The following is a 12,291-nucleotide window of genomic DNA, read 5'->3' as shown; positions in this document are numbered from 1 at the left end:
ATCATGCTCCCCATTCACAGCCCAACCGGATTACAAGACGATGGATGACAACAAGCGCAAGGCGCTCACTTCCGCCCTCGGCCAGATTGAAAAGCAGTTTGGCAAAGGCGCGATCATGCGCATGGGCGACCGTGTCAACGAAGCCATCGAAGTGGTCTCCACCGGTTCGCTCGGTCTGGATATCGCGCTGGGTGTCGGTGGCCTGCCGCGCGGTCGCGTGGTCGAGATCTACGGCCCGGAATCGTCCGGCAAGACCACCATGACCCTGCAGGCGATCGCCAGCTGCCAGCGCATGGGCGGCACCGCGGCCTTCATCGACGCCGAGCATGCGCTCGACCCGTCCTACGCCGAAAAGCTGGGCGTCAAGGTCGACGACCTGCTGGTGTCGCAGCCCGATACCGGTGAGCAGGCGCTGGAAATCGCCGACATGCTGGTGCGCTCCGGTGCAGTGGACATGGTGGTGGTCGACTCGGTCGCCGCGCTGACCCCGAAGGCGGAAATCGAAGGTGAAATGGGCGACTCCCACGTCGGCCTGCATGCTCGCCTGATGAGTCAGGCGCTGCGCAAGCTCACCGCCAACATCAAGAAGTCCGGCACCCTGGTGATCTTCATCAACCAGATCCGCATGAAGATCGGCGTGATGTTCGGCAGCCCGGAAACCACCACCGGCGGCAACGCGCTGAAGTTCTACGCCTCGGTGCGACTGGACATCCGCCGCATCGGCGCGGTGAAGAAGGGCGAGGAGATCATCGGCTCGGAAACCCGCGTCAAGGTGGTCAAGAACAAGGTGGCGCCGCCGTTCCGCAAGTGCGAGTTCGAGATCCTGTACGGCGAAGGCACCTCGCGCGAAGGCGAGATCATCGAGCTGGGCGTGGCCGAGAACCTGATCGACAAGTCCGGCGCCTGGTATAGCTACAAGGGCGACCGCATCGGCCAGGGCAAGGAAAACGTGCGCCAATATCTGCGCGAGCATCCGGACATGGCCAACGAGATCGACAAGGAACTGCGCCTGCGCCTGCTGGTGCCGGTCGGCAGGCCCGCCGCGGCGACCGCCGAAGAGGTGGTCGAGGAAGCCTGATTCTTGACCGTGGTCGCCTGGTTGCACGCACATGGCCCGGCTAGTCCGGGCCATGTGCGTTTCGGTTCGGTGCTGTATTCCGGTACAACAAGGCACAACGGTCCGGTCGCTCGTGTCGGGCGTGACGCAGCGGAGTCGAGGGGCCGCTTTTCGACTTCGAACCTTCGGATCGATGCTCCGGGCTTGCACCGGACTCGATCCGGTGGCGCATGTTTGAGCAAGTCCGTTCCTGCCAGGGAGCCGTTGACATGGCCATGAAGAAGCGCCCCGGTCCGAATGATCCGGCCAAGCCGAAACGCACGGCCTATGACAAGGCGCTGGGTCTGCTGGCCCGCCGCGAGCATTCGCGCAAGGAGTTGAAGACCAAGTTGCGCCAGGGAGGCTATGAAGGCGAGGAGACCAGCGCTGCCATCGATCGTCTCGGCGAGCAGCATTATCAGGACGATGACCGCTTCGGCGAAGTGCTGTTGCGCAGCCGGATCGCCCAGGGTTACGGCCCGATGCGACTGCGAGTGGAGCTGAAAAGCCATGGACTGACCGATGCGCGGATCCGCGAATTGATGGAGCAGGCGGAAGTCGACTGGGACGCATCCGCGGCGGCGCAGCTGCGTCGTCGTTACGGTGGTGCAGGCACTTCAGACCGCGCCGAACGGGCCCGTCGGGCGCAGTTCCTCTTGCGTCGCGGCTTTGCGGCCGCCACAGTACGGAGTGTCACCCACGCCGACGTGGACGACGCCGACGATATTTCCTGAGATCCATGGCCTGCCGGTCACGGACCGACGGGGCGATTGGCTCGATCGCGGCGTGATTCGTTGCCGCCAGCCATCGCGATCCGCATGAAAACTTCAGAAATCCGCTCTGCCTTCCTCGACTATTTCCGCTCCAAGGACCACACCATCGTGCCGTCCAGCTCGCTGGTGCCCTCCAGCGACCCGACCCTGCTGTTCACCAACTCCGGCATGGTGCAGTTCAAGAACGTGTTCCTCGGCAGCGAAAAGCCCGGTTACGTGCGTGCGGCGGACGTGCAGCGCTGCCTGCGCGCCGGCGGCAAGCACAACGATCTGGACGCCGTGGGCTACACCGCGCGTCACCACACGTTCTTCGAGATGCTGGGCAACTGGTCGTTCGGCGATTACTTCAAGCGCGACGCCATCACCTACGCGTGGGAGTTGCTGACCGGCGTGTTCAAGCTGCCGGCGGACAAATTGTGGGTCACCGTCTATCACACCGATGACGAAGCCTTCGACATCTGGAACAAGCAGGTCGGCGTGCCGGCCGAGCGCATCGTGCGGATTGGCGACAACAAGGGCGCGCCGTTTGCCTCGGATAATTTCTGGCAGATGGCCGACACCGGCCCGTGCGGCCCTTGCACCGAGATCTTCTTTGACCACGGCGCGGACATCGCCGGCGGTCCACCGGGTTCGCCGGACGAGGACGGCGACCGCTACATCGAGATCTGGAACCTGGTGTTCATGCAGTTCGACCGCGCGCCCGACGGCACGCTGAGCCCGCTGCCCGCACCGTGCGTGGATACCGGCATGGGCCTGGAGCGACTTGCCGCGATCCTGCAGCACGTGCATTCGAATTACGAGATCGACTTGTTCGCCCACCTGATCCGCGTGGCCGGCGAACTGACCGGCACGGCCGATCTGGGCAACAAGTCGTTGCGCGTGATTGCCGACCACATTCGTGCCTGCTCCTTCCTCATCGTCGACGGCGTGCTGCCCTCCAATGAAGGCCGCGGTTACGTGTTGCGCCGGATCATCCGCCGCGCCTTGCGCCATGGCTGGATGCTCGGCGTGCGTGGTGACTTCTTCTGGAAGATGGTGCAACCGCTGGTCGAGGAAATGGGCGTGGCGTACCCGGAGCTGGCCGCGAAGCAGTCCTTCGTCGAAGATGCATTGCGCACCGAGGAACAGCGCTTCGGCGAAACGCTGGAGCATGGCATGCGTCTGTTCGACGACGTGGCAGGGAAGGCGGGCAAGGTCATCCCTGGCGTGGACGCGTTCCGCCTGTACGACACCTATGGCTTTCCGGTCGACCTGACCGCCGATATTGCGCGCGAGCGTGGCCTGGAAGTGGACATGGCCGGCTTCGAGCAGGCCATGAACGAGCAGCGCGATCGCGCCCGCGCCGCCGGCAAGTTCGAGGCCAAGGGCCAGATGCCGGCCGAGCTGGCCAGTCAGCTCCCGCCCACGGCCTTCCTGGGCTACGACGCACTGCATGGCAATGGCAGCAAGGTGCTCGGCATCGTGCGCGCCGGCAAGCAAGTGGAGCAGCTGGCCGATGGCGAGGAAGGTCTGCTGATCCTCGATCGCACGCCGTTTTATGCCGAGTCTGGCGGCCAGGTGGGCGACACCGGCACCTTGTCCGCCGCGTCCGGTCGCTTCGAAGTCAGCGACACGTTGAAGATGGGCGGAGTGTTTTTCGGGCATGCCGGCCGCTGGCGCGGCACGCAGCCGCTGCATGGCGGGGACGTGGTGGATGCGGAAGTCGACGCTGCACGGCGCCAGGCGATCGTGCTCAATCATTCCGCCACCCACCTGCTGCACGCCGCGCTGCGCAAGGTGCTGGGCACCCATGTCACGCAGAAGGGCTCGCTGGTGGCGCCCGAGCGTCTGCGTTTCGACTTTGCGCACCACAAGCCGTTGAGCCACGATGAGCTGGCCCGTGTCGAGTCGATGGTGAATGCCGAGGTGCGCCGCAATGCGGCAGCTGAAATCCGCAGCATGGGTTACGACGCGGCGATCGAGTTCGGTGCGATGGCGCTGTTTGGCGAGAAGTACGGCGACGAAGTCCGCGTTCTGAAGATGGGCGATTTTTCCACCGAGTTGTGTGGCGGAACGCACGTGGGTCGCACCGGTGACATCGGCCTGTTCAAGATCATCAGCGAAGCCGGCGTGGCTTCCGGTGTGCGGCGCATCGAGGCGGTGACGGGCGCCGGCGCGCTGGACCATGTGGCTGACGAGGAGCGTCGTCTGGCCGAGTTTTCGCAACTGCTCTCCAGCAGTGGCGATGATGCGGTGGAGAAGTTGCGCCAGTTGTTCGATCGTCAGAAGAAGCTTGAGCGTGAGCTGGAATCGCTGCGCAGCAAGGCGGCCGGTTCCGCCACGGCCGATCTGGCCGGCGCCGCCACCGACGTCGATGGCATCAAGGTGGTCGCCGCTCGTCTGGAAGGTCTCGATGCCAAGTCGTTGCGTGACAGCGTGGATCAGCTCAAGCAACAACTCGGCGACTGCGTGATCCTGCTGGCGGGTGCGTCCGATGGCCGCGTCTCGCTGATCGCCGGTGTCCACGGCAAGGCGCTGGCCCGCGTGAAAGCCGGCGACGTCGTGGCACACGTCGCCCGCCAGATCGACGGCAAGGGTGGTGGTCGGCCGGACATGGCCCAGGGTGGCGGAACGGATGCGGCGGAACTGCCTGCCATTCTGGCGTCGTTGCCGGATTGGGTGGCGTCGCGTTAGCCGACGATGGCGCAACCTGAACGTGCCATTTGTCACGATCCACGCTCATTGCACAGGGGAATGACGCTCAGTTACTATCGTTCGGGTGTCGGTGCCATCAACGATGATGACGCCGCCAGTCAGGACGCTCAGGAGTGTTTTGGCTGTGAGCCGGGAAGGCGGTAGGGCCTTCGACGGATCATTCGTCGAACTGCGGAAAGACGCGCGCTCAGGGGTGAGGCAGCGTCAATCTGCAGGCCTGTGACCAACAGCTTTTATGGAGTAGGAAAATCATGTTGATTCTGACCCGCAGGGTCGGTGAGACCCTGATGATCGGTGACGAGGTGACCGTCACCGTCCTTGGTGTGAAAGGCAATCAGGTGCGCATCGGTATCAATGCACCCAAGAATGTCGCTGTTCACCGCGAAGAGATTTATCAGCGCATCAAGGGCGAAAACGAGCCCGACCATGCCTCCGACGAGCCTGCCGATCACTGATCGAGTGAATCAAGTCTTTACCTCGACAGCACAGATCAGTATCCTTGCCGGCTCTGCAGCAATGCGGAACAAAACCCCGGAGAGATGCCCGAGTGGCCGAAGGGGCTCCCCTGCTAAGGGAGTATCGGGCTAAACACCTGATCGAGGGTTCGAATCCCTCTCTCTCCGCCAGATACGCAAAGCGCCCCGAATGGGGCGTTTTGCGTATCTGGCGGAGAGAGGTGGTGGACGAACTCACGGTTCGACAAATTCGTCTGGAACGAATTTGGACAGCCGCAGGCTGGCCCCGGAGCGCGCAGCGCGCAGGGGTGAATCCCATGGATGGGATTCACAATCCCTCACTCCACGCCACCGCGCTGCTGACTGGAGCCGAGTCCCCGCAAGGCACGTTTTGCGAATCCGGCAGAGGAAAGGTCGGAACTGACCTGGAGCGCGCCGCGCGGAAGGGATGGACTTCCAGAAAGGCCGAGCAATCTCTCGCAGATTCAAGCTTCCCGAACATGGCGTCAACGCGGACCAGGCATCTGATCGAAACCTCGTATCCCAATGGGAAGTCGGACGCGAAGTGGCGCTCTGCGGATCATGAGGTCAATAGGGACCGCGGCTCAGGAGAGGGAGAACGGCACCTCGCATCCACTCCACGGCGACCCGGTGGGGGCGGCAGTCGAGTTTTGATGAATGCGGGAGCGGGGCGATCTCAGCCCACCGCCAGCCCGCAAAGTTCCAGCTGGCCCTGATCATCCACACGCAGCACTGACCCGTGCTCGTACCAGTCACCCAGCACGATCCTTTCGGCAGGTTGGCCTTCCAGCTCCAGTGCATGCACCGCCGGTCGGTGCGTATGTCCATGGATCAGTCGTGTCACCCCGGCGTGGCGCATCGCGTCTGCCACGGCTTCAGCGTTGACGTCCATGATGCTTTCCATGGTGCTGCCGGTATGGGCCTTGCTGTCCTGACGTGCCTTGGCGGCGAAGGCGCGGCGGGCTTCCAGTGGCATCGAAAGTATCTGTGCGCGCCATTCGGGCGTGCGCACTTGTCGGCGCACAGCTTGATAAGCGACATCGTCAGTGCACAGCACGTCGCCGTGCATCAACAGCGTGGGACGCCCCTGGATGTCGTGCACTACGCCATCGTCGAGCAGGGTCATGCCCGCGCGTTCGGCGAAGCTCTGGCCAAGCAGGAAGTCGCGGTTGCCGACCATGAAGTACACCGGGACGCCCGCGTCACGCACGGCGCGTGTGGCCGCAGCGATGCGCGCCGGCAGTTCGGCGTCGTCGTCGTCGCCGATCCATGCCTCGACCAGATCGCCAAGAACGTACAAGGCCCTGGCGTGACGCACCTCGTCACTCGCCAGATATTTCTCGAAAAGTCCGGTGATCTGCGGCCGGCTTGCGTCCAGATGAAGGTCGGCGATGAACAGGGTGGTCATGGGCCGGCCTCAACCCTTGCTTGCGCGCTTGCCAGCCTTCTTGGCGGGTTTGGTCGTCGCTGGCGTAGTGGCCGAGGCCGCCTTGGCGGGTTCGGCGGAACTGCCGGCGGCCGCTGGCGCCTGCTCGCCGACCACATGCGCACTTTCAATCAGAACCAGTGGGTTGGGTACATCGCCGGCAAACGGTCCCAGTGCGCGGGTCGGCAGGGCGGCGACCTTGTCGACCACGTCCATGCCCTTGATGACTTTGCCGAAGACCGTGTAACCCCAGGTCAACCCGCTCTGGTTGCCGGCGAAATCCAGTCGACGGTTGTCGACCAGGTTGAAGAAGAACTGCGCCGTGCCGGAGTTCGGATCCGCGCCGCGTGCCACCGCGATGGTGCCGCGCAGGTTTGACAGGCCGTTGTCGGCCTCACTGGGAATGGCGGAACGCGTGCGCTTGGGCTGCAGGTCACGGGTGTACAGACCGCCCTGGACCAGGTAGCCGGGAATGGCTCGATGCAGCAGCGTACCGTCGTAGAAGCCGTCGCGAACGTACTGCAGGAAGTTCGCCACGCTTTTCGGCGCCTTGTCCGGATACAGCTCCAGCGTGATGTCACCCTGCGAGGTGTTCAGAACCACTTGGGGCGCTGGCGTCGGGGCTGCGGGTGGTGCCGCTTTGCCGGTCTGGGCGATCAGCGTCACAGGCAGGAAAAGAAGCAAGATGGCGAGCAGGGATTTCAACATGGACATAGAAGTTGGTTGGGGCTTCGGGACATCATACGCGGCGATCTGGCGGCGTGGGTCTGGATCAGTTGCCAGAGACTTCCAGTCGCAGCCCGAGCTCACTCATCGGAGCCTGCTCCTGCTGCAGGTCGGCTGCGCTGAGTGGATGTTGCTCGAACCATGTCTGCGGCAGACCCAGGCGCAGTGAGCGACTGTTGGCGAGCAGCCGCATCTGCGGCAGGGACTCGGCCCGACGCGCGCGTCGGAACAACACAGCCAGTCGCAGCAGGGCCGTGGTGTAGCGGGCCAGCATGCGGTAGCGCTGCGGCAGGGCGGAAACCACTGATTTGTCGGGTTTGCGCCGATGCATGTCGACCACCGCGGCCAGCAGTTGTTGCTCCTGGCGCGAAAAGCCGGCCAGGTCGGCGTGACGCAGGATGTAGGCGCCGTGGTGGTGGTGCTGACTGTGCGCAATGGCCAGGCCGATCTCGTGGACCCGCGCCGCCCACGAAAGCCATTCACGGGCTTCCGCGTCGAGTTTCCATTGGCGTGCGACCTGATCGAACAGCATCAGCGCGGTCGATTCGACGCGCCGCGCCTGGGCGCGATCCACGCCGTAGCGGCTGGCCAACGCATCGATGCTGGCGGTACGCGGGTCGCTGCCGCCGGCGCGGCCGAGAAGGTCCCACAACAGGCCTTCGCGCATCGAGCTTTCGCACACCCGCAGCCGCTCGATGCCGAGTGCGGCGAAGGCCGCCTCCATGATCACCACGCCGCCGGCGAGTACCGGTGCGCGATCCTCGACGAGTCCCGGCAATTTCAACGTGCCGATCTGGCCTTGCTCGATCAGTGCGTCGCGCAACGAGGCCAGCGAGGCGACGGTGATGCCGTCGTCGCAGAATTTCATCGCCTGCACCACCGAGCCGATGGACTTGGCGGTGCCGGAGGATCCGTAAGCGTCCTGCCAGCCGGACTCGCGATAGTCCTCGGCGAATTGTTGCAGCAGTACGCCGATTTCGCTGACGGCACGCTGCCAGCGCTTGCGGTTGATCTTGCCGCCCGGAAAAAAGCGCAGTGTCGAGGCGATGCAGCCTGCCTGCACGCTTTCGGTGTGCAACGGCGCCAGGCCGCGCCCGATGATGAACTCGGTACTGCCGCCGCCGACGTCGATGATCAGTCGCGGTTCGCGCGAAACCGGCAAGTCATGGGCGGCGCCGAGAAAGATAAGGCGCCCTTCCTCGCGGCCGGACACTACTTCGATGGGATGGCCGAGGGCAGCTTCCGCCGCGGTCAGGAAGGTCTGTGGCGACGCCAGGCGCCGTACCGTGTTGGTCGCCACGGCCCTCACGCGCATTGACGGCAGTCCCGCGATACGCTGGCCGAATCGTGCCAGGCAGGCCATCGCGCGCGCGCGTCGCTCGGCATCGAGGCTGCCATCCGAGCGCAGGCCGGCAGCCATCCGCACGGTGTCGCGCAGGCGGTCGATCACGCGTGGCTCGCCATGCTCCATACGGGCCACCACCATGTGGAAGCTGTTCGACCCCATGTCGATCGCGGCGATCAGTTCGCCGTCTTGAATCGGTGTCTGTTCGGCTGGGCTCACTCCGGAGTTCCCGCGATGGCAAAAAAGCGATTCTCGCACGCGTCCGTGAAATGCTTGCATCGAAGATTCATCGTGATCGACTCATTTGCAGTAGCGCTCAAGCAGGCCCTGCTGGGCGCTGTAGGGCGGATGGTCGCCGGGCGTGGCGCGAACGTAGCGTCCGTCGCTGCCAAGCAGCCAGGCCTGGGTGTTGTCGGCCAGGCCGTTGGCCAGGGTTTCCTCGAACACGCGGGCAGCCAGGTCCGGATCGAGGATGGGGAACGCCACTTCGATCCGTCGCATCAGGTTGCGCTCCATCCAGTCGGCGCTGGCGCAATAGATTTCGGCGTCCCCGTCATTGGCGAACCAGTACACCCGGCTGTGCTCGAGGAAGCGTCCCACGATCGACCGCACGCGGATGTGCTCGGAGATGCCGGGCAGGCCGGGACGCAAGGTACAGGCGCCGCGCACGATCAGGTCGATCTCCACGCCGGCCTGCGAGGCACGATAAAGAGCCGAGATCACCTTCGCCTCATTCAGTGCGTTGAGCTTGGCCACGATGCGGGCCGGACGTCCCGCCGCCGCATGCGCGGTTTCCCGTTCGATCTTTTCGAGCACCTTGGCGTACAGGGTGAATGGCGAGTGCAGCAGCCGCTTCAGGTCGATGATCGGGCCCAGTCCGGACAGCTGCTGGAAAACCTTGTGCATGTCCTCGCCGATCTCGGGGTTGGCCGTCATCAGCCCGATGTCGGTATACATCCGACTGTTGGCCTGATGGTAGTTGCCCGTGGACAGGTGCACGTAGCGGCGCAACGCCTGACCTTCGCGGCGCACGATCAGCATCATCTTGGCGTGGGTCTTGTAGCCGACCACGCCGTAGACCACTTGCACGCCCGCTTCCTGCAGGCGCGTGGCCAGGCGGATGTTGGCCGCTTCGTCGAAGCGGGCGCGCAGCTCGATCACCACGGTGACGTCCTTGCCGTGGCGTGCCGCCTCGACCAGCAGGTCGACCAGCGGGGTGTCTTCGCCGGCGCGATACAGGGTCTGCTTGATGGCCAGCACCTGCGGGTCGGCGGTGGCCTGGCGCAGCAGGTCGATCACCGCGGAGAAACTCTGGTACGGATGGTGCAGCAGCACGTCGTGCTGGCTGATCAGGTCGAACTTGTTGCGACTGCTTTCCAGCGTTGGCGGAAGCTGCGGATTGAAACGCGGGAACTTCAGTTCCGGGCGGTCCAGCCAGTCGTAGATCAGCCCGGCGCGGATGATGTTGACCGGCCCGTCGCAGCGGTAGACGTCGGTTTCCTCCAGCTGAAAATTCTGCACCAGCATCTGGGTGATCGATTTCGGGCAGTCGTTGGCGATCTCCAGCCGCACCGGCCGCGCGTAGCCGCGACCGACCAGCTCCTCGCTGAGCGCGAGTGCGAGGTTCTCCACCTCGGCTTCCTCGACGATCAGCTCGCTGTTGCGGGTCACCCGGAACTGATACGAACCGACCACCTTGAGGCCGGGGAACATCAGGTCGACGAACGCCTGCAGCAGTTCGGCAAGGAACACGAAATGCTCGCCCGGGCCACTGACTTCGGCTGGCACGCGGATGATTCGCGGCAGCGAGCGCGGTGCACGAACCAGCGCCATGTGACCTTCGTGGCCGAACGCATCGCGTCCCTTCAGCACCACCGCGATATTCAGCGTCTTGTTGAGGATGCGTGGAAAGGGATGCGCCGGATCCAGCCCCAGCGGCGACAGCACGGGCAACACCTCGTGCTCGAAATAACCCTGCAGCCAGCGACGCTGGCGCGGGTTCCAGCGCTTGCGGGTGAGGATGTGGATCTGCTCGGCGTCCAGTTGCGGGCCGATCTGTTCCTGCCAGGCGGCGTACTGTTCGGCGACCAGATCAAGCACGCGGCTGCGGATACTTGCCAGCAGCTCGCCGGAGCCCACGCCATCCGGACCCGGGGCAGCCGAGCCGTAGGCGTGATGGTGTTTCAGCATGGCCACGCGCACCTCGAAGAACTCGTCGAGGTTGCTGGCGACGATGCTCAGGTAGCGCAGTCGCTCCAGCAGCGGCACGCTGGCATCGCGTGCCATCGCCAGCACGCGGAAGTTGAATTCCAGCGCAGCGAGTTCGCGGCTGAGGTACAACTCCGGCGCAGCGAGATCCGTGTCGGGCGAGGGACAAATGGGTGGCGTGGACATGGCTCATTCTGGCCCAAGGCGCACGGCAAATACATGGCGCGCCTGCGGCGGCGTCAATCGTTGGTGTCGGGATCCAGCAATCGCGCGTCGACGAAATGACAGGAAAAGACCGAACCTGCGCCTGCCTCGCTGCGGATCTGCAACTGCGCCTGATGCAGGTTCAGGACATGCTTGACGATCGACAGGCCGAGCCCGGTGCCACCGCTGTCGCGCGAGCGGCTGGACGATATGCGGTAGAAACGCTCGGTGAGTCGGGCCAGGTGGTTGGCCGGGATGCCGAAGCCAGTGTCACTGACCGAGTACACCGCGCCGGACGGCTCGCGCTGCCAGCGGATCGTGATGCTGCCGCCCGTGGGGGTATAGCGTACGGCGTTGCTGACGAGGTTCGACAGCGCGCTGTGCAGATCCTTCGGCGAACCGAACAGGTCGGCGTTGGCGGTGGATTCGAGGCTGATCAGGTGGCGCCCCTGACTGAGTGCCTCGGCCTCCTTGCGCACGGTGGCCAGCAGGGCCGCCATGGGTACCCGTTCTTCGTTCACCTCGTGCTGGGTCTCCAGCCGCGACAGCGTCAGCAGGTCCTCGACGATCTGGCCCATCCGCTTGGACTGCACCCGCATCTCGCCAAGTACGGAACCCAGTTCGGGAACATCCTCGGGGTCGAGCAATTCGAGATAGCCATGGATCACGGTCAGGGGCGTGCGCAATTCGTGGGAAACATTGGAAACGAAGTCCCGGCGAACCTGTTCCAGCCGCTTCATGTGGGTGATGTCATGCGCCAGCAACAATTGCTCGCGTTCACCGAATGGCAGCAACGTGACGTTGAGCTGGTTGTCCGCGCCTCCGGGCGCCGGGACGTCGTCCAGTTGGCCGTGCGCACCCTGATCCAGCCAATGGGCCAACTCCGAGCCGGCCAGTCGTTTTGACAGGGAAACACCGCGGTCGCGGGCCCGGTCCAGTCCCAGCAAGCTTGCTGCGGCCTGGTTGAACCAGCGGATCTGCTGCTGGCGGTCAAGCAGTACCACCGCATCGGGGAGTCGATCCGCGACCCGACGGAGATCGCGCAGGTTCGCGGCGAGCAGGTGCGCACGTGTCATGAATCGGTCATTTCGGATCATGCCGGGGGCGGCGGATGCGGTCATCATGGCCCTCGGTTCATGACGGACTCGGGTCAGCAGGAAGACGACTTCGATGATCGCGACCAGGGACAGCCCGGTCCAGACGACACCTTCAGCCAGCCAGCCCAGCACGGCGCCTGCGCCCAACGCGGCGGCCAGCATCGCGGGCAGTTTCCAGTCGAGGGTGCGTCGCAGGCTCATCCGCAATCCGGCAGGGACAGGGTGCTGGTCAGCATCGACAAAAGA

General features: G+C 64.4%; 9 protein-coding genes and 1 tRNA gene. 5 read left to right on the top strand and 5 right to left on the bottom strand.

Annotated features, from left to right (window positions below; translation table 11 throughout):
- Positions 1–40: 40 nt before the first annotated feature.
- The 5 genes from recA (at position 41) to ACVWWQ_RS04465 (ending at position 5,189) form a co-directional block, all read left to right on the top strand.
- Positions 41–1,078 (top strand): recombinase RecA, encoded by a 1,038-nt coding sequence (gene recA, locus ACVWWQ_RS04485; RefSeq protein WP_099651723.1) that lies wholly within the window; start codon positions 41–43, stop codon positions 1,076–1,078.
- 248 nt (positions 1,079–1,326) lie between these two features.
- Entirely contained in the window at positions 1,327–1,830 is a 504-nt protein-coding gene (locus ACVWWQ_RS04480; protein WP_208321604.1) for a regulatory protein RecX, read from the top strand.
- An 84-nt stretch (positions 1,831–1,914) separates the two neighbouring features.
- On the top strand, positions 1,915–4,542 hold the full coding sequence (alaS, locus tag ACVWWQ_RS04475) for an alanine--tRNA ligase (RefSeq protein ID WP_133949656.1): 2,628 nt from the start codon (positions 1,915–1,917) through the stop codon (positions 4,540–4,542).
- 272 nt (positions 4,543–4,814) lie between these two features.
- Positions 4,815–5,018 carry a carbon storage regulator CsrA gene (gene csrA / locus ACVWWQ_RS04470; protein WP_099651726.1) on the top strand — a complete coding sequence of 68 codons (204 nt, stop codon included), beginning with the start codon at positions 4,815–4,817 and terminating at the stop codon, positions 5,016–5,018.
- Between the two features lie 78 nt (positions 5,019–5,096).
- Positions 5,097–5,189 (top strand) — tRNA-Ser (locus tag ACVWWQ_RS04465).
- A 526-nt stretch (positions 5,190–5,715) separates the two neighbouring features.
- Here the strand turns inward: ACVWWQ_RS04465 and ACVWWQ_RS04460 are convergent.
- From ACVWWQ_RS04460 to phoR, 5 genes are all read right to left on the bottom strand, one after another.
- The gene (locus tag ACVWWQ_RS04460; RefSeq protein WP_133949658.1) at positions 5,716–6,447 is read right to left on the bottom strand and encodes a UDP-2,3-diacylglucosamine diphosphatase; all 732 of its coding nucleotides are present in this window, start codon (positions 6,445–6,447) and stop codon (positions 5,716–5,718) included.
- 9 nt (positions 6,448–6,456) lie between these two features.
- Positions 6,457–7,173 carry a peptidylprolyl isomerase gene (locus ACVWWQ_RS04455; RefSeq protein ID WP_133949660.1) on the bottom strand — a complete coding sequence of 239 codons (717 nt, stop codon included), beginning with the start codon at positions 7,171–7,173 and terminating at the stop codon, positions 6,457–6,459.
- A gap of 64 nt (positions 7,174–7,237) precedes the next feature.
- On the bottom strand, positions 7,238–8,755 hold the full coding sequence (locus ACVWWQ_RS04450) for a Ppx/GppA phosphatase family protein (RefSeq protein ID WP_133949662.1): 1,518 nt from the start codon (positions 8,753–8,755) through the stop codon (positions 7,238–7,240).
- A gap of 81 nt (positions 8,756–8,836) precedes the next feature.
- Positions 8,837–10,930, bottom strand: coding sequence for a polyphosphate kinase 1 (gene ppk1, locus ACVWWQ_RS04445; RefSeq protein ID WP_133949664.1), 2,094 nt, complete (start codon positions 10,928–10,930; stop codon positions 8,837–8,839).
- A 53-nt stretch (positions 10,931–10,983) separates the two neighbouring features.
- Positions 10,984–12,246, bottom strand: coding sequence for a phosphate regulon sensor histidine kinase PhoR (gene phoR / locus ACVWWQ_RS04440; RefSeq protein ID WP_133949666.1), 1,263 nt, complete (start codon positions 12,244–12,246; stop codon positions 10,984–10,986).
- Between the last annotated feature and the right edge of the window lie 45 nt (positions 12,247–12,291).

The sequence above is a fragment of the Rhodanobacter sp. TND4EL1 genome (assembly GCF_054061035.1).
The sequence above is the reverse complement of the archived record's forward strand: the minus strand, read 5'-3'. Positions and strand labels throughout refer to the sequence as shown.